The sequence below is a fragment of the Sinomicrobium kalidii genome, from assembly GCF_021183825.1.
In the GTDB taxonomy this organism is placed as follows: domain Bacteria; phylum Bacteroidota; class Bacteroidia; order Flavobacteriales; family Flavobacteriaceae; genus Sinomicrobium; species Sinomicrobium kalidii.
Genome location: NZ_CP089211.1, coordinates 2,612,183 through 2,630,485 on the forward strand (window position 1 = coordinate 2,612,183; position 18,303 = coordinate 2,630,485).

The following is an 18,303-nucleotide window of genomic DNA, read 5'->3' on the forward strand; positions in this document are numbered from 1 at the left end:
TTTATAATTACGGGTAAATAATGACCTTGCTGTTTTTGTAAAAGTGCTTTTCGAGTTTAGCTGGGAGGTTGTCCAGTGTGTTTATATGGGAAACCGAACCTTTTCTGGCCGAAATCAGGACAAACAGATCCTCTGCGGTTAGTTGTTCGGAAAAACCGAAAAAGCCGTCCCTGCCTTTAAAATTGCTGAATTTGCTGTTGGAATTGGGGTAGTTGAGTTTATTGTATTTAGTAATGGCCTTTTCCGTATCTTTATTGCAACTGTATATAATGGGAATGCTCAGTTCCTGTCCGAGTTTTGTAACCTTATCGATCCATAATTCAAAACCCTTTTCGAGTTCGGCCAACGGAGGAACCGCAATAAATATCTTGTTATGGTTGACCAGTGTATTTTTCAAATCGCATATAAAGAGCATTTTATCGGTATAGGTGAGCACGTGCTCCATTTTTTCCCCTATAAGCTTGTCTACAAAACCTTTTCGCCGGGGCCAGCCCAGTAAAATGATGTTAGCCATAATTTCCCTTGCAGTCCTTGCAATTCCGCTGGAGGCATTATAGTCTATGGTAGCGATGACTTCTGTTTTTGTTTCTGATGCGGCAGCGTCTTTTGTAAAGCTTTCCAGTTTGGTTTTCGCCTTGGCAACATTTTTTTCGGCTTCCAGGTTATTCGGGACTACCGTGAGTATGGATAACGGATAAGTGGATTTTTTGTCTTTAATTAAAATGGCAAACTCCAGGGCCTTGTCCATATTTAATGTGTTGGCAATGGGCAGGAGGATGTGCTCGTCATACAATATGGAATCATCCGGCATTTCAAGCTCTTCGTCGGAGGCTATTACAATTTGCTTGGCTGCTTTTTCCGTAACGAACGATGCTATGATGCACGTTATCAATATAAGTATAACCGTACCGTTAAGGATATTTTCATCCAGGATATCGGCTTTGTACCCCACCAGTACAATGGCAAGTGTAGCGGCGGCCCGGGCACTGCTCAGCCCGAATATGAGCCGCAGTTCGGTATTGGAATACTTGAAAATGAATTTTGTTAACCACGCGGTAAGCCATTTGCCGAATAAAGCTACGGCAGTTAGTATTCCGGCTACGACCAGGGCTGCCGGACCGCTTAAAATAACGGTAATGTCCACCAGCATTCCCACACTGATGAGGAAAAAGGGAATAAACAGGGAGTTTCCTATAAATTCTATCCGGTTCATCAGGGCGGAAGAATGCGGAATGAGCCGGTTTAGTGCAAGCCCGGCCACAAATGCCCCCACTATGGATTCTACACCGGCCACTTCTGCCAGGAAAGCAGCGAAGAAAACCACCGATAATACAAAAATATAGTGCGAGTGCTTTTCGTTTTCCATCTTGCGAAAGAACCATTTCGCTATTCTCGGGATTACCAGGAACATAATGGCCGAAAAAATGGTCAGCGAAACACCGAGCCTGATCCAGAACGACTGGTTTAATGTACCCTGGCTTTCGGCAAGTATTATGGCCAGGATTACCAGGGCAGCAGTATCGGCCAGCACGGTGCCGCCTACCGTAATGGCTACCGCCTGGTTTTTAGCCACCCCGAGCTTGCTTACTATGGGATATGTGACAAGGGTATGGGTAGCAAGCATACTGGCCGTTAAAAAGCTCGGGTTGAAATCATAGCCCAAAACGTAATAACAAACCGGAAAGGCCGTACCCAGGGGAATAATAAATGTTAGAAAGCCGAATAAAATGCTTTTGTTCCTGTTGGCTTTAAATTCGTTCATGTCCAGTTCTAGCCCGGCTATGAACATGATATATAAAAGTCCGATGGTCGAGAAGAGATCAACTGCCGAATTTTTGGCCAGCAGGTTTAAACCGTTCGGACCGATGATGACCCCGGAAATTATTAATCCTATAATTCCCGGGATATTTAACTTCTTGAGAAGGATAGGGGATAACAGGATGATAAAAAGTATCAGGGAAAACACCAGGACCGGGTTGTCCAGAGGCAGACTGAATTCATGGAGTAAATGCTCGAAAAAATTATTCATCTGTATCCGTGGATTTATAGTAAAATTGTTTTAAGCTCTTTTTCAGTAACAAAAACCTGTATATACCGATAATGAGGAATATAACGCTAAGCACCAGCGATAAAATCCCGAGATATTTGAGGTTGTACAGACTGTCCAGTTGTATAAATGTAAGTCCGCCCAATACCAGGTACAGGAACGTTCGTATATAAGACAATAAGGTTCTTTCATTGGATAAACGGGTACGTTCAACAGAAAGATGATCCCTGAGTATGATTTCTTCATCCGGATCAAAATCACGGCCGAACCTCAAAAGTCGCATTTTCCGGAACGGGATGATCTTTTTCATGGATTAAAGTTTTGTGATAATGTCTTGTAAAAATCTGGCCTGAACCGGTTTTAAACACCGATACGGTTTCCCGGTTTCTGCAGGCTTGCTTCAGCATTAAAAATAGCGCAATATTTTATAATGACCATACATCTGCTTTTCAAATATGCAACAAAATAGGAAAATGTTAAAAAAGACCCAATAAAAGAAGGGTTTTTGATATTTTCTTCTATGGTTTTCTTATTTTGCGGACTATTTGAAGCGAACGTACAAAAAACGTTTCGTTCCCGGATACCATTACGGTCTGCAGATGTGAATTTAAGTTGGAATGAGTGCCCCGGGAGTAGCGGAAAAACGGATGAAGAAACACGTGGCGGGGAGACCTCAATACTTCAGATTAAAAAAATTAATAAGATTATTTCATGCAATTATACCCTATAGAAACAGGAAATTTTAAGCTGGACGGAGGAGCTATGTTCGGTGTAGTGCCCAAATCCCTGTGGAACAGGACCAATCCCGCAGATGCGAACAATATGATCGATATGGCGGCAAGATCCCTCCTCATTGAGGACGGCGACCGGCTTATCCTTATCGATACGGGAATGGGAAACAAGCAATCCGACAAGTTTTTCGGATATTATTACCTGTGGGGAGATGACAATATTGATAAATCCCTCGCAAAATACGGTTTTCACCGGGACGATATTACCGATGTCTTTTTGACCCACCTCCACTTCGACCACTGCGGGGGCAGCATACAGTGGAACAAAGACATGACGGGGTATGAACCGGCGTTTAAAAATGCCAGGTTCTGGAGCAATAAAGCACACTGGAAGTGGGCCACGGAGCCCAATGCCAGGGAAAAAGCCTCCTTTCTGAAAGAAAACATCCTTCCCCTGGAAGAGAGCGGACAGTTACAATTTATGTCCACACCTTCAGGAGATTCTGATTTTCTCGAGAATTCGGAACTCGGTTTTGATATCCTGTATGTAGACGGACATACCGACAAACAGATGATCCCTCACCTGAAATACAAGGGCAGGAACCTGGTATTCATGGCCGATCTTTTGCCTACGGTGGGGCACATTCCCCTGCCCTACGTCATGGGATACGATACCCGCCCGTTATTAACCCTTGAGGAAAAGGCGAAATTTCTGGACAGGGCGGCATCCGAAGAACTGTTCCTCTTTCTGGAACACGATGCACATCATCAGATATGTACACTGAAACATACCGAAAAAGGAGTTCGCCTTGGCGACACATATACTTTTGACGAAATATTTAATTAAATGAAATGATTGGTCGGGGAACGACCGGAAAAAAGATGCACACAATTATGAACCTGAGAAAATCCTTTTTAGTACCGGTTTCGGCAGCACTGCTGCTTGCGGGTTGCGGAACCACGGCTATTGTCTCCACCCCCATAGAAAATATAGATACGGTACCCCTTAAGGTCGCTGACCTGAATGAGAACGAGTTCAAAACCTGGCCTCATGCAGATCTTATTGCCGATACCATTCCCGGAATGAGTGTAAACCGGGTTTATGAAGAATTACTGAAAGGCAGGAAAAGCGAGAAAGTGATCGTGGGAGTTGTAGACTCCGGGGTGGACATTGAGCACGAAGATCTGAAGGAGGTTATATGGGTCAATGAAAAAGAAATTCCCGGTAATGGCAAAGACGATGACGGCAACGGCTATGTTGATGATGTGCACGGCTGGAATTTCCTCGGCGATGCCCTCAATGAAAACCTGGAATATGTAAGGATACTTAAAAAGGGGGACGACGGTTCCGAAGTGTATAAAAAAGCGAAGGCCGAATACGAAAAAGAACTGGAGGAAGCCAAGCTGAACAAAAATCAGTACGAACAAATACTGCAGATGGTAAAAAATGCCGACGACCTTGTACAGGAAGAACTGGGAAAAGAAGACTATACCAGGGAAGAACTGGAAAAACTCCCGTCTTCCGACCTGAAACTGCTTCAGGCGAAGTCCGTCCTTACCAATGTCCTGTCCATAGACCCGGCAATGCAGACCATCGCAGGTGTAAAGAAGGAGTTGAAAGAAGGGATCGGGTATTTTAGTGATCAGTTGAACTATAACCTGAACATGGATTTTGACGGAAGGAGAATTGTCGGTGACGATCCTGATGATATCAATGATACCGATTACGGTAATAATAATGTTATCGGACCGGACAAGGAAGAAGCCAAACACGGTACCCATGTTTCCGGGATTATAGCTGCAGTCCGTAACAATGGCATCGGAATGAACGGGGTAGCCAACAATGTGAAGATCATGGCGGTAAGGGCGGTACCCAACGGCGATGAATATGACAAGGACATTGCACTGGCCCTCCGCTATGCGGTGGATAACGGAGCAAGAATTATCAATACGAGTTTCGGTAAATACTATTCTCCCCACCCCGAATGGGTAAGGGATGCCATAAAATACGCGGCCGAACACGATGTGCTTATCGTCAATGCCGCCGGGAACGAATCCAAAAACCTGGACGAGACCGATGTATATCCGAACGATGCTGTGGATAACGGTCCCGAGGTCTCCGATAATTTTTTGACCGTTGGGGCGCTTAATTATACGTATGGTCCGGAAATGATAGCCAAGTTTTCCAATTATGGCAAAAATAATGTCGATGTTTTTGCCCCGGGAACCAAAATATGGTCTGCGATCCCGAACAACAAGTATAAATTTGAACAGGGGACTTCCATGGCCTCACCGGAAGTTGCCGGGGTGGCAGCCCTCATACGTTCGTATTATCCCGACCTTACGGCACCTCAGGTGAAAAAGATCATTATGCATTCCGGTCTGGCCTCGAAAACCAATGTTATACTTGAAGGCGACCCGGAGAAAAAACAACCCTTTTCCGAAGTTTCCAGGTCCGGAAGGATGGTAAATGCCTATAACGCCATCATTATGGCCGACAAGGTTTCACGAAAGAAACTAAACCTGTAAGAAATCATAAAGCCCCTGCAATGTCCCGTTTTTACGGAAAAAGACCTAACTTGCCTGCCCGCAATTATTGAAGTAAAAACAACGTATATGAAAAAGTTAATTCTGGCGTGTTCCGTTCTCCTGACCTTATACAGGGTGAATGCACAAACAGAACAGGTACAAGACCCCTATTACTGGCAGCAGCATGTAGATTATAAGATGGAGATCGACATGGATGTGAAGAACTTCCGCTACACAGGGAAGCAGGAGTTGATCTACACCAATAATTCTCCCGATGTGCTGGACAAGGTGTTTTATCATTTATATTTCAATGCTTTTCAGCCCGGGAGTGAAATGGACGCGCGTTTAAAGTCCATTGCCGATCCGGACAAGCGGATGGTCAACAAGATGGGACCGGAAAACAAAAGCCGTATTGAAGCGCTTCAACCGGATGAAATAGGGTATATAAAAGTACATTCCCTCACTCAGGACGGACAACCCTTAACTTATGAAACCGAAGGGACCGTATTGGAAGTAAGCCTTGCCAAACCGTTAAAACCCGGAGCATCCACCGAATTGGTGATGGATTTCGAAGGCCAGGTCCCGCTTCAGATACGAAGGTCCGGGCGCAACAGTAAAGAAGGCGTGGCCCTGTCCATGACACAATGGTACCCCAAAATGGCCGAATACGACTTTGAAGGCTGGCATGCCGATCCGTATATTGCCCGCGAATTTCACGGGGTATGGGGAAATTTCGATGTAAAGATCACTATTGATAAAGATTATGTGCTTGGCGGAACAGGCAACCTGCAGAATGCCGATGAAATAGGGTACGGTTACGAAAAAGAAGGAACCAAAGTAAAACGTCCGAAGGGAAAAAAACTGACCTGGCATTTTATGGCCCCCGATGTACACGATTTTGCCTGGGGGGCTGATCCCGAATTCCTCCACGATGTGCTGGAGACCAGGAGCGGCACAACACTGCACTTTCTCTATAAAGACAATCCGGATATTGTGGAAAACTGGAAAAAACTCCAGCCCAAGACGGCCGAATTACTCGATTTCTACAACAAGAATATAGGGCCTTACCCCTGGAAACAGTATTCCGTGATCCAGGGCGGTGACGGAGGTATGGAGTATGCCATGTGTACCCTGATCACCGGAGAACGCAGCTTTGGAAGCCTGGTAGGAGTAACCGCTCACGAATTGGCACATGCGTGGTTTCAGCATTTGCTGGCTACCAACGAGTCCAAACATGCCTGGATGGATGAAGGTTTTACCTCGTTTATTTCCGACCTGGCAGCCAATGAGATCATGGAAAAAAACAAGGCCAATCCTTTTGAAGGCGCTTACCGGAGTTATTTTTCCCTGGTAAATTCGGGCAAAGAACAACCGCAAACCACACATAGCGACCGTTATGTGGAAAACAGGGCCTATTCCGCTGCAGCATACAGCAAAGGGGAAGTATTCCTGGCGCAACTGGGATATGTCATCGGGCAGGATAAACTGATGGAAACCCTGCACCGATATTACGAAGACTTTAAATTCAGGCACCCCACGCCCAACGATTTTAAACGCGTGGCGGAAAAAGTGTCCGGGTTTCAGCTCGACTGGTATCTCACCGATTGGACCAAAACGACCAATACCATTGATTACGGTATCGGGGAAGTAACGGCAGAAGGAAGAGACAGGACCAGAATTAAGCTGGAACGTATAGGGCTTATGCCCATGCCGGTCGATGTACTGGTAGTGTACAAGGACGATTCTTATGAGACATTCTATGCCCCCCTGCGGATGATGCATGGTATAAAGGAAAATCCGTATCCAAACCTCGAAAGAACAGTGCTTCCGGACTGGGCCTGGGCCTATCCGGACTACGAATTTACCATTGACAAACCCAAGAGCGAAATCAAGGCCATTGTCATTGACCCTTCGGAACTGATGGCCGATGTGGATAAGAGCAATAACGGGATAACCTTCGAATAACGGAAAATTTCCCTTTATCATATCTGAAAACCTCCCGCCTTTCGGGAGGTTTTTCTATTTTTACAAAAAGTTCCCGGATGAATTACAGTTTTCCGAAAAAGGAAAAATTAAAGAGCAGGAAGCTCATAAGGCAGCTTTTCGCTGAGGGCAGGAGTGTTTCAAAATTTCCGCTCCGGTTGGTCTACTTAAAAACCGATTTGCCGGAAGAAACCGCCATACAGGCTGCCGTTTCAGTAAGCAAACGCAGTTTTAAGAGGGCTGTGGACCGGAACCGGATAAAACGGTTGCTCAGGGAAGCTTATCGCCTCAATAAACACAAGGTTATGGAAGAAACCGGGGCCCGCTATGCCTTTATGATTTTGTATATTGGCAGGGAGATGCCGGAATACGAAAAGATAGATCGTAAAATGCAGCAGTTACTGACTCTTTTTCTGGAAAACAAAGCAGGAAGTAAAAGCCGTTAACCGTAAAAAGATTAAAAAATGACCTTTAATACTGCACTGTATACAGACCTTTACCAGCTTGCCATGGGACAGGCCTACTATTTGAAAGGAAAGCACGAGAAAGAAGCCTCTTTCGATTATTTCTACAGGAAAGCTCCGTTTAACGGGGGGTATGTGCTTTTCTGCGGCCTGGAAGATGCCCTGGACTGGCTGGAAAATGTGTCTTTTTCTGAAGAAGATCTGGATTATCTTCTGCAACAGGGATTTGATCGCCGCTTTGTGGATTACCTGCGCGGTTTTAAATTTACCGGTACCGTGCAAAGTGTGGCCGAAGGAGAAGTGGTCTTTCCCTTTGCGCCTATAATGACCGTTACAGGTCCCGTGGTGGAATGCCAGATTGTTGAAACCTTTTTACTGAACGGCCTTAATTTTCAGTCGCTTATAGCCACAAAGGCCAGTCGGATCCGCTATATTTCAGGGCAGGATAAAACCCTGGCGGAATTCGGTTTACGGCGTGCTCAGGGATATGCCGGACTGCAAGCATCACGCGCCGCTTTTATAGGTGGTTTTGACGCTACATCCAATGTACTTGCGGGAAGAACCTATAACATTCCGATCACGGGGACTATGGCGCATGCTTATGTACAGAGTTATGATGATGAACTCACTGCCTTCCGGGATTTTGCAGAAACACACCCGGATAATTGTGTGCTGCTGGTAGATACCTACAACACGCTGGAGAGCGGAATTCCGAATGCCATTACCGTGGCCCGTGAGCTCGAACAAAAGGGCAAAAAACTGATCGGGATAAGGCTGGACAGCGGAGACCTGGCCTATTTATCCAAGGCAGCCCGGAAAATGCTGGACGATGCTGGCTTTTCTCACGTCAAGATCGCCGCATCCAACCAGTTGGATGAATACGTCATCCGGAGCCTTAAAGAACAACAGGCGGCCATAGATATCTTCGGTGTGGGCACCAACCTTGTTGTAGGGCATGAGAACGCTGCATTGGACGGGGTGTATAAATTGTGTAATTTTGATGGAGAACCCCGGATAAAAATATCCGAAAACCTGAAAAAGATGAATTTTCCGGGACAAAAACAGGTCTATCGGTATGTGAATGGTCAGGGCGAATATGCCGCTGATGCCATAACCCTTGCTGATTTGAAAGCACCTGTCCGTATGGCACATCCCTTTGAACCCCATAAGAGGATGCCTTTGAATCCGGATGGGGCAAGACCGCTGCTCCAACCCGTGATGAAGAACGGCAAACGGCTGGTCAGAACCCGTGATGTACAGGAAATTGCCTCGGCTGCAGGCGAAAACCTGGAATACCTGCCCGATGAACACAAACGGTTTGATTTTCCGCACGTCTATAAGGTAGGGTTAAGCCCGGAAATAGAAGAGCTGAGGGACAACCTCAAGACGGAAAAACTAAAGAAAAGCCATTAAATATAAAAAACAGAACAACCCGATGAAAGCACTACTTGTTGTCGATGTACAGAATGACTTTTTGCCCGGAGGGAGTCTGGCCGTACCGCATGGAGATGAAGTCATCCCGGTGATCAATGCTCTTCAGTCCCGTTTTGACCTTGTTGTGGCTACACAGGACTGGCATCCCGGGGGGCATCTGAGCTTTGCATCGGCACATCCCGGCAAAAATCCTTTTGAAATAACCGACCTGTACGGCCTTGAACAGGTATTGTGGCCTGATCACTGTGTACAGGGCAGCGAAGGAGCGGAATTTGCCGCTGCGCTGGAAAAGAACAGGATAGCCGCCATCTTCAGGAAAGGAATGCATCCCGAAGTGGATAGTTACAGCGGTTTTTTTGACAACGGAAGAAGATATGCTACCGGACTGACCTCATACCTCCGGGAAATGAATGTAACAGAAGTGTATGTCGGCGGACTTGCCGCCGACTATTGTGTGTATTATACGGCAAAAGATGCCGCAATCGAGGGTTTTGAAACCCATTATATTACCAATGCAACCCGGCACATAGCCAGTGATTCTTACGAAAAGGCAATTTCCGATTTACGGGAAATTGGAGTACATTTGATAACCGCAGAAGAAGTATGATGCAAAACGGTTTATCCGGACACGAGCACAAGACTGAATAACCAAAACCCAGAATCCATGAAAAAACTGCTCAACAAACGAATATTATTCCCGGTCATTGCCGTATGCCTGTTTTTTACGGCCACTTCGTTTAAGAATGATTTTTTCGAAATAGCCAAGCAGATAGAGATATTTACCACCCTGTTCAAGGAACTGAACATGAACTACGTGGATGAAACCAATCCCGCGGAGCTGATGGACGGAGCCATCAAGGAAATGCTCAGTAACCTCGATCCGTATACGGTTTACATGAATGAACAGGATGTGGAAGAATACAAGATCAAGAACCGGGGAGAATATTCCGGGATCGGTGCAGTGGTACGGAGTTATCACGATAAACTGCTCATTGTAGAACCGTACAAAGGCTATCCGGCAGATGAGGCGGGGCTGAAGGCCGGCGATGAAATAGTTCAAATTGGCGATGTCACTATTGCAGACTTCAAGGACGATGCCGGTGAACTGCTCAAAGGGGCCGTGAACAGTGAAGTAGAGATAACCTACGAAAGACAGGACAAAATACACCGTACCACCCTTACCCGGAAGGAAATAGAGGTTGACGCTGTACCGTTTTACGGGAAGATCAACGATAAAACCGGGTATATTGTATTGTCACGGTTTAACCGAAAGGCATCGAGCCAGACAAAAGAAGCCCTGGAAGAACTGGAATCACAAGGGATTGAACAGCTTATCCTGGACCTCCGGGGGAATCCGGGAGGGTTACTGACAGAGGCCATTGAGGTTACCAATCTTTTTGTTCCCAAAGGGGAGACTATTGTAACCACCAGGTCCAAGGTAAAGAAATTTAATCAGGAATTCCGGACCAGGAAGCAGGCCGTGGATACCGAAATACCCCTTGTGGTACTTATTAACGGAAGAAGCGCCTCGGCAAGTGAGATCGTATCCGGTGCCCTGCAGGATCTGGACAGGGCCGTAATTGTAGGTGCGCGTAGTTTCGGTAAAGGGTTGGTACAGAGACCATTGAAACTCACTTACGGTACCCAGCTCAAGGTTACTATTTCCCGGTATTACACACCCAGCGGAAGGTGTATTCAGGCCCTGGATTATGCACACAGGGACGAAAACGGTAAGGCGGTCAGGGCCAATGCCTCGCAGTATAAGGCCTTCAAGACCAGGAAGGGGCGAACCGTGTATGACGGTGGCGGAATAACGCCCGATGTGGAAGTGAAGGCGTTGAAACAGAACAAGATCATAAAGGAACTGCTTACCGATTACGTCATTTTTGATTATGCCACCAATTATTATTACACCCGTAAAGTAGACAATCTGGAAGACTTTTCGTTTACGGATGCTGATTACGAGGATTTCAAAAAGTTTGTTATGGAAAGCGATTTCAGCTATGAGACCGAAGTGGAAAAGCTGTTGAAACAAGCGGCCGGAAGTGAAGAGATGGAGTTATTCGGTTCCCGGGTACAACAGGATTATCAGGAATTGCTAAAAGATATTGAAAGAGGAAAAATTACGGCCCTGGATAACTATAAGAAAGAACTTTCCAAGGAGATAGAAGATGAGATCATCAAAAGGTATTTCTACAGGGAAGGGTTATATGATTACTACCTTTCCCATGATGAAGCCATTGTAGCTGCCGCCGGTCTGTTAAAAGATAAGGCAAAATACAGTTCGTTGCTGAAATAGCCGCGCAACACGGGCGGACATGTCTTTTACCGGATATATACCCGTTTTACCCTGCGGGAGATACCGGTTATCAGTTCATAGGAGATAGTGCCTGCCGTAGCGGCAAATTCCGCTGCGGTCGGGTTTTTACCGTAAACCACAACTTCATCCCCTTCCCTGCAATCTATATGGGTTATGTCTACCATAAGCATATCCATACATACATTACCGATTATGGGAGCGTATTTGCCGTTTATCCGTACGTATCCCCTGCCGTTCCCGTATTGTCTTCCTATGCCGTCGGCATGTCCCAGCGGCAAGGTAGCGGTGCGGGTAGGTTTTTCAGCGACAAAGGCCCTGTTGTAGCTCAGGCTGTCCCCTTTTTTCAGCAGATGGATCTGTGAAATTACGGTTTTAAGGGTTCCCACGGGACAAAGGTGTTTGCCCTTTTCACTGTCATTGCCATAACCGTAAAGGCCGATACCACTTCTTACCATGTCAAATTGTGCCTCCGGATAACAAAGTATGCCGGAAGTATTGCATTGATGCAGCAAAGGCCTGTACCCTTCGATATCCTCAAAAACAGCTGCTATTCGAAGAAATGCATCGATCTGGCTCCGGGTAAAAGATACTTCGTCCGGATCTTCCGAGGCGGCCAGGTGTGAAAACACAGAGGCCACTTTTAACGAAGGGTTTCTGGAGATGGCGGCAAATACTTTTTCCGCATCTCCTTCATCAAAGCCCAGCCTGTTGAGCCCGGTGTTGAATTTCAGGTGCACAGGATAATCCGAAAGTTTCCGTGCCTTCGCAGTTTCCAGGAAGCCTGTCATCACGTAGTCAGAATAAATGCAGGGTTCCAGCGAATAATCTACCAGGCGGTTAAAGTGAACACTTTGCGGGTGCAGCACTAAGATGGGGGTTTTGATGCCCGCTTCCCGGAGTTCTATGCCTTCACTGGTATAGGCCACGGCAAAATAATCCACTCCCAGTTGTTCCAGGTAAGGAGCAATTTTGGTGGCATCGTGCCCGTAAGCAAAGGCTTTTACCACAGCCATGAATCTGGTCTCCGGACGGAGGGTGGATCTCAGGTATTCATAATTGGCACGTAAGGCCCCGAGGTCTATTTCAAGTACAGTCTCTGCAACTTCAGGCATGATCTTGTTCAGGAGTTTATAAAGGTTTCTTGTGATGTGTCGGGGTAGTGTGGGGTTGGCATGGTAAGCTATCTCCGTGTGTCGTTTTTCTTCTTTTCGGACAGGTTCTCCGGGTCTTTGACTTCCATTTTTCCTACTTTTTCCTTCAGCATGGCTTTGTAAAACGCTGCCCTGCTCAAGGGTTCGTATTCTTCGGTTTCTCCCAGTAACACCAGCTTGTCGTCACTGGATTTCCGGAAACTGTAATTCGCCAGGTTTCCCGTTCGCGTGCAGATGGCATGTACTTTGGTTACATATTCCGCGGTAGCCATCAGGGCAGGCATGGGGCCGAACGGGTTTCCCTTGAAATCCATGTCCAGTCCGGCTACAACCACACGAATGCCTTTGTTGGCCAGGTCATTACATACGGTTACGATCTCGTCGTCAAAAAACTGGGCTTCGTCTATGCCAATAACATCGCAATCGTCGGCCAGTATCCGGATGTTTGCCGCGGCCGGGACCGGGGTAGATCGTATTTCATTGGCATCGTGAGACACTACCATTTCATCACTGTGCCGGGTGTCTATTGAAGGTTTGAAGATCTCCACTTTCTGTTTGGCGATCTGGGCACGCCGGAGCCTGCGGATGAGTTCTTCCGTTTTTCCGGAAAACATGGAACCGCAAATAACTTCTATCCACCCAAATTGTTCTTTATGATTAACTGTATTTTCGAGAAACATTTTGTATTTTTCAACTCAGAAACGGGCATAGGTAAACGTTGTTGTTCCGGCCGGCTCGTTATTGGCAATGAGAGGCCGGACTTTATGCACGTATCCGGAATGTGAACAAACTTTTGTTGTGATACTGACTCAAAGAATGTAAAAAATTAAAACCGCCGTAACAAATACCATCTTTTTTGGTATGGAACTTGTGCAGACTAAAGTAAATTTTTTTACTGAAATTTATGCAAAGCTAAGCAAAAAACGGGACGGGTTTTTATGAGGGGCATACCTTTTTTTAATGAAAATATGTTAGAATATTCCTAATATATTTGTATCTGTTCCGGAAAAAGCTATATTAATAGTCATAAAATGATCGGGATAACCGGTGATTTTTGATGGAAAATGAAGGATTCGGGAATTCTCCCCGCAAAAAGGTAACAGACACTAACTTATAAAATAAAAGCGATGAAAAAGAAATTGGAATCCGAATTGGTCAGCATAGCCCATGATATCCTGAAGCTGAAAGGCAGGGAAGATGTGGCCGCACTTCAGGTTCAGGCACAGAAAGTATATGAAAAACTCACCGTGTTGAAATTCGTCGAAGAACACTTTGGAGAGGTACAGCCCAGTATAGGGAAAAGTGAGGCCCTTCAGAAGTTCGAGCAACTCGCAGGCGCCGTAATAGAAGAAAATACGGGGGTTCCGGAAAGCAATCCGCATACCGAAGATATCATAGTGCCGGGAATCGATACCCTGAAGGACATTGTGGCCGAAATGCCGGAAAGGGAAACCCTGGAAGACATTCTTGCCGATATCATGCCCGACCCGGTGTTTGAAAAGCGGGAAACGGAAGATATTACCCCGGTAATGGAAAAGTCCGAAGTACGGGTGAAGTCGCTTAACGACAGGTTGAAAGACGGAGTTACGATAGGGCTCAACGATAAGATTGCCTTTATAAAACATCTCTTTAACGATAGCACAGAAGATTACAACCGGGTGATTTCACAGATCAATACGATAGAAAGCGCAGATGAGGCTAGGAATTTTATTCGGCATATGATAAAGCCGGATTATAACAACTGGGAAGGCAAAGAAAAGTATGAAGAACGGTTTATGACAATCCTCGAACAGAAATTTGCCTGATAAACCGGAAATGAATAATGTCATCTGCTTTTGCTTTCCGGAAATAAGTATATGTAGGGAAAGACGTTTGTAGTGCAAGGTAAGTAGTGTAATAACATGGCCAGACTTTATATAGTGCCCACACCCATAGGTAACCTGGGCGATATGACCTTCAGGGCGGTCGAAATCCTGAAAAACGCAGATACTGTACTTGCGGAAGATACGCGTACCAGCGGGAAATTATTCAAACACTTCGGAATAACTACCTCGTTACAGAGCCATCATATGCATAATGAGCACAAGACGGTAGACGCCATTGTAAGCCGGATAGCGGGCGGTGAGACCATTGCCCTTATTTCCGATGCGGGAACGCCCGCAATTTCCGATCCCGGATTTCTGCTTACCAGAGCCTGCCTGAAACAAGGCCTGGATGTGGAATGCCTGCCCGGGGCAACGGCATTTGTCCCCGCGCTTGTAAACAGTGGTTTACCTAATGACAGGTTTGTATTTGAAGGTTTCCTGCCCGCAAAAAAAGGAAGGCAAACCCGGCTTAAAGCACTTGCGGAAGAAACCCGCACCATGATATTTTATGAATCCCCGTATAAATTGATCAGGACCCTGGGTGATTTTGTAACCTTTTTCGGGGAAGACCGGCCGGTTTCTGTTTCCAGGGAGCTTACAAAACTATACGAGGAAACCCTTCGCGGTACCGCCATAGAAATACTTGCCCATTTTGAAGAAAAACCTCCGAAAGGAGAGATCGTTATCGTGGTGGGTGGAGCCGGGGGCAGGTAACAACTATTCCGCTCCGGAATCGAACTTACCCGATCCCCGATATCTTGTAATGTATTAAGTGAGTGTGGCTATCCACCATATGTTACCGAAAGGGTCTCTGAAACCTGCACTTCTCGTATTGTCGTCTTCATCCAGGGGTGCCATGAGAGAAACCGCCCCGGCATCAAGCGCTTCGTAATAAGTAAGGTCCGTATCTTTTACATAGACATACATGCTTCCCGGAATAACCTGTTTTTTACCGGAAGCCTCCGCCAGAAAAAGGGTGCTGTCCCCTATTTTTATTTCCGAATGCTGTATTTTCTTATGGGTATTCAGTATGCGTATCATTTCCTGTCCCCGGAAAATTCTCCTGATGAAATCTATCAGGGCATCTGCCTTTTCCACCAGCAGGTATGGCATAACCTGTTGGTGCCCTGCAACTATCTTTGTCCGCTTCATTGCTGCTATCGTTTCTTATTTCTATCAACGCATGCAGGAGTGTAAATATTTCCTGGCCGGACAATTATTTTCCGGGGATAACCGAAGTACTTGCGGTACGGAAAAGTAAAAACCGGAAAACGGTATTTCTCAAAGCATGAGTTCCATTTTGATATTTGCTCTTTCATAGGGAGAATCAGGGTTAAGGGGGACCACCCTGAACCCGGACCGGATGTACAGGTTTATAGCGGGGGCCAGCTTGGTGTTGGATTCCAGGAAAATGCGCTTTTTTCCTCTTTTTATGGCGTAGTCTATAGCACGGAGCATAAGCCTTTTACCGATCTTTTGCCCCTGATAGTCTTCGGAAACCGCCATTTTGGCCAGTTCATAGGTGTCCGGGCTATCGGCAATGAGTGCTGCCGTGCCTACTGCCTTTTCACCGGCCAGGGCAATAAGTATTTGGCCGCCCGGCCGGATAATGGTTGGGTAAGGATTTTCGAGCATTTCACTGTCGTGTGGTTCTACGGAGAAATACTTGTGCAGCCACTCGTGATTGAGTCGGGCAAAATCTGCAGTGTACTCGGGCTGAAATTCTATGATCTCTATCAATTTCCGGGAGTTGGTATGCGTGTTCATCTTAAGGCAGTTATTTTTGGTGTTTGTGATATTCGTCCAGGGTGAGTTGCACAAAACCGTTTTGGTCAAAGGTTTGTTCCATGAGGTCGAGAAACCCGAGCCCGTCCTTATGTTCAAGGGCCCGGGCAATACCTTTTTCTCCCGATTTCCATATTTTTTCGTAGGCCGGGAGCTTTTTACGGGCCTTTTCCGTGAGTGCCAGTACCCGTACGCGGTTGTCGTTTGTGCCTGTTTTGGATTCCAGATAGCCCGCTTTTATCATTTTATTGGTAATGGTAATTACCGACGGATGGGCCAGGTGTATCCTGCCGGCGATTTCCGTAATGGAAAGCTTTTGATGCACTTTAAGCAATTCGAATATAACATACCAGTTGGGCTCTATGTCCACTCCCAATTCTTTGTAGAGCTTCCTGCCCTCCCGGATCAGCATGTCGTTTATGCGTTTAAGGCGCATGGTGAAACCGAGATATCCGAGCTCTTTTACAAAATCGTTTTCCATAATTACGTAGTTGACTACGCAAATATATAAAAAATGTAGTCGACTACATAGATTATAAAAAAAGAAATCCGGTATGGAAAGTATAAAACTTTATTCGTACTATTTTTGCACACCAAAAGACAGTGTTTTGTCCAAAAAAACTCCACACCAGGTTCCCGGGCGAAGCCGAGGGAAGGTTTCCTTCGGGGCGATCAATAAGCTGGCCATTCCGGCTATTATTGCGGGTATTGCAGAACCCCTGATCTCCCTGACGGATATAGCGGTTATCGGCAATGTAGAGAAAAACCCCGTGGAAGCGCTTGCAGCGGCAGGTATTGTGGGATCTTTTCTTTCGGCGATCATCTGGATCGTGGCCCAGACCAAGACAGCTATATCTGCTATTGTATCCCGGCATCTCGGCGCCGGAAGATTACATGCCGTGAAGACCCTGGTGCCCCAGGCCATTGCTTTTAATTTCCTGTTGAGCCTGGTCATTTACGGGCTTACTGCATTTTTTGCAAAGTATATCTTCGGAGCCTACAATGCGGAAGGTCTTATTTTAAAATACAGTGTGGAATACTACCAGATAAGGGCCATTGGCTATCCCCTCACTCTGGTAACCTTTGCGCTTTTCGGGGTCTTCCGGGGATTGCAGAACACCTTGTGGGCTATGAAAGCGAGTCTCGCGGGGGCAGTGGTCAATGTAGCGCTGGACTATCTTCTGGTTTACGGTATAGAAGGCTTCATTCCGCCGCTTCACCTCAAAGGCGCTGCCCTGGCAAGCCTGGCCGCTCAACTGATAATGCTGCTGATCGCTTTGTACTTTTTCTTTGTCAGAACCCCCTTTTCCCTGAAACTGCGATTTAAGATAAATCCCAGGATAAAAGATTTGCTCTTTATGAGTTTCAACCTTTTTATTCGTACCGCAGCGCTCAATTTTGCCATATACCTGGCCAATGCGTATGCTACGGGTTATGGTAAAAATTACATTGCCGCCCAGAGTATGCTGATGAATATATGGTTGTTTTTTTCCTTTTTTATTGATGGTTATGCCAATGCCGGAAATGCCATTTCGGGGAGGTTGCTCGGCGCCGGCGATTATAAAAGGCTGTGGCTGTTGAGCATTGATATCAGCAAATATGCCATAACCATCGCTGTAATCTTGATGGCGGTTTGCGGGGTGTTTTACAATTCCATCGGACTGGTTTTTAATAAAGATCCCATGGTGCTTGCGGCTTTTGCTTCGGTGTTCTGGATGGTACTGCTCATGCAGCCTGTCAATGCCGTAGCTTTTATGTTTGACGGTATTTTTAAAGGTCTGGGAGAAGCTGCATATCTCCGGAATGTGTTGCTCATGGCTACTTTTCTGGGGTTCACGCCCACCCTGCTTATTGCCGATTATTTTGATCTTAAACTGTACGGTATATGGATGGCCTTTATGGTCTGGATGCTTATCCGTTCGGGAGCACTTGTCTTTAAATTCCGGAAGAAATACCTCGGGGCTGTCGATTAATATTCGTATTTTCGTTCGTAT

17 protein-coding genes are annotated in these 18,303 nt (G+C 46.1%); 10 read left to right on the forward strand and 7 right to left on the reverse strand.

The window, feature by feature from the left end:
- Nucleotides 1-7: 7 nt before the first annotated feature.
- The gene (locus tag LS482_RS10390; RefSeq protein ID WP_233031723.1) at nt 8-2,029 is read right to left on the reverse strand and encodes a cation:proton antiporter; all 2,022 of its coding nucleotides are present in this window, start codon (nt 2,027-2,029) and stop codon (nt 8-10) included.
- Nucleotides 2,022-2,357 carry a DUF202 domain-containing protein gene (locus LS482_RS10395; protein ID WP_233031724.1) on the reverse strand — a complete coding sequence of 112 codons (336 nt, stop codon included), beginning with the start codon at nt 2,355-2,357 and terminating at the stop codon, nt 2,022-2,024. The genes LS482_RS10390 and LS482_RS10395 overlap by 8 nt, the downstream gene beginning before the upstream one ends.
- A gap of 401 nt (nt 2,358-2,758) precedes the next feature.
- On the opposite strand from LS482_RS10395, the gene LS482_RS10400 reads away from it, so the two are divergent.
- From LS482_RS10400 to LS482_RS10430, 7 genes are all read left to right on the forward strand, one after another.
- On the forward strand, nt 2,759-3,625 hold the full coding sequence (locus LS482_RS10400; RefSeq protein WP_233031725.1) for an MBL fold metallo-hydrolase: 867 nt from the start codon (nt 2,759-2,761) through the stop codon (nt 3,623-3,625).
- A gap of 47 nt (nt 3,626-3,672) precedes the next feature.
- Nucleotides 3,673-5,307 carry a S8 family peptidase gene (locus tag LS482_RS10405; RefSeq protein WP_233031726.1) on the forward strand — a complete coding sequence of 545 codons (1,635 nt, stop codon included), beginning with the start codon at nt 3,673-3,675 and terminating at the stop codon, nt 5,305-5,307.
- Between the two features lie 87 nt (nt 5,308-5,394).
- Nucleotides 5,395-7,272 (forward strand): M1 family metallopeptidase, encoded by a 1,878-nt coding sequence (locus LS482_RS10410; protein WP_233031727.1) that lies wholly within the window; start codon nt 5,395-5,397, stop codon nt 7,270-7,272.
- A gap of 77 nt (nt 7,273-7,349) precedes the next feature.
- Nucleotides 7,350-7,736, forward strand: coding sequence for a ribonuclease P protein component (gene rnpA, locus LS482_RS10415; RefSeq protein WP_233031728.1), 387 nt, complete (start codon nt 7,350-7,352; stop codon nt 7,734-7,736).
- Between the two features lie 18 nt (nt 7,737-7,754).
- Nucleotides 7,755-9,167, forward strand: coding sequence for a nicotinate phosphoribosyltransferase (locus LS482_RS10420; protein WP_233031729.1), 1,413 nt, complete (start codon nt 7,755-7,757; stop codon nt 9,165-9,167).
- 22 nt (nt 9,168-9,189) lie between these two features.
- On the forward strand, nt 9,190-9,795 hold the full coding sequence (pncA, locus tag LS482_RS10425; RefSeq protein ID WP_233031730.1) for a bifunctional nicotinamidase/pyrazinamidase: 606 nt from the start codon (nt 9,190-9,192) through the stop codon (nt 9,793-9,795).
- A gap of 57 nt (nt 9,796-9,852) precedes the next feature.
- The gene (locus LS482_RS10430; protein ID WP_233031731.1) at nt 9,853-11,487 is read left to right on the forward strand and encodes a S41 family peptidase; all 1,635 of its coding nucleotides are present in this window, start codon (nt 9,853-9,855) and stop codon (nt 11,485-11,487) included.
- A 26-nt stretch (nt 11,488-11,513) separates the two neighbouring features.
- On the opposite strand, the gene alr is transcribed toward LS482_RS10430, so the two are convergent.
- Nucleotides 11,514-12,620, reverse strand: a complete 1,107-nt coding sequence (gene alr, locus LS482_RS10435; protein WP_233031732.1) for an alanine racemase — start codon at nt 12,618-12,620, stop codon at nt 11,514-11,516.
- Nucleotides 12,621-12,688: 68 nt separating this feature from the next.
- Nucleotides 12,689-13,339, reverse strand: a complete 651-nt coding sequence (locus LS482_RS10440) for a thymidine kinase (RefSeq protein ID WP_233031733.1) — start codon at nt 13,337-13,339, stop codon at nt 12,689-12,691.
- Nucleotides 13,340-13,786: 447 nt separating this feature from the next.
- Between LS482_RS10440 and LS482_RS10445 the strand changes: the two genes are divergently transcribed.
- Both LS482_RS10445 and rsmI read left to right on the forward strand, forming a co-directional pair.
- Nucleotides 13,787-14,464: a DUF8457 domain-containing protein gene (locus LS482_RS10445; protein WP_233031734.1), complete on the forward strand. Its 678-nt coding sequence runs from the start codon at nt 13,787-13,789 to the stop codon at nt 14,462-14,464.
- A 96-nt stretch (nt 14,465-14,560) separates the two neighbouring features.
- Nucleotides 14,561-15,238 carry a 16S rRNA (cytidine(1402)-2'-O)-methyltransferase gene (rsmI, locus tag LS482_RS10450; protein ID WP_233031735.1) on the forward strand — a complete coding sequence of 226 codons (678 nt, stop codon included), beginning with the start codon at nt 14,561-14,563 and terminating at the stop codon, nt 15,236-15,238.
- Nucleotides 15,239-15,292: 54 nt separating this feature from the next.
- Here rsmI and LS482_RS10455 read toward each other — a convergent pair whose 3' ends face one another.
- The 3 genes from LS482_RS10455 to LS482_RS10465 all read right to left on the reverse strand — a co-directional run bounded on the left by LS482_RS10455 (nt 15,293) and on the right by LS482_RS10465 (nt 16,790).
- Nucleotides 15,293-15,676 (reverse strand): VOC family protein, encoded by a 384-nt coding sequence (locus LS482_RS10455; protein ID WP_233031736.1) that lies wholly within the window; start codon nt 15,674-15,676, stop codon nt 15,293-15,295.
- A gap of 129 nt (nt 15,677-15,805) precedes the next feature.
- Nucleotides 15,806-16,291, reverse strand: coding sequence for a GNAT family N-acetyltransferase (locus LS482_RS10460; RefSeq protein ID WP_233031737.1), 486 nt, complete (start codon nt 16,289-16,291; stop codon nt 15,806-15,808).
- Nucleotides 16,292-16,301: 10 nt separating this feature from the next.
- Entirely contained in the window at nt 16,302-16,790 is a 489-nt protein-coding gene (locus LS482_RS10465; RefSeq protein WP_233031738.1) for a MarR family winged helix-turn-helix transcriptional regulator, read from the reverse strand.
- A gap of 73 nt (nt 16,791-16,863) precedes the next feature.
- Between LS482_RS10465 and LS482_RS10470 the strand changes: the two genes are divergently transcribed.
- Nucleotides 16,864-18,282 carry an MATE family efflux transporter gene (locus LS482_RS10470; RefSeq protein ID WP_233031739.1) on the forward strand — a complete coding sequence of 473 codons (1,419 nt, stop codon included), beginning with the start codon at nt 16,864-16,866 and terminating at the stop codon, nt 18,280-18,282.
- Nucleotides 18,283-18,303: the final 21 nt, after the last annotated feature.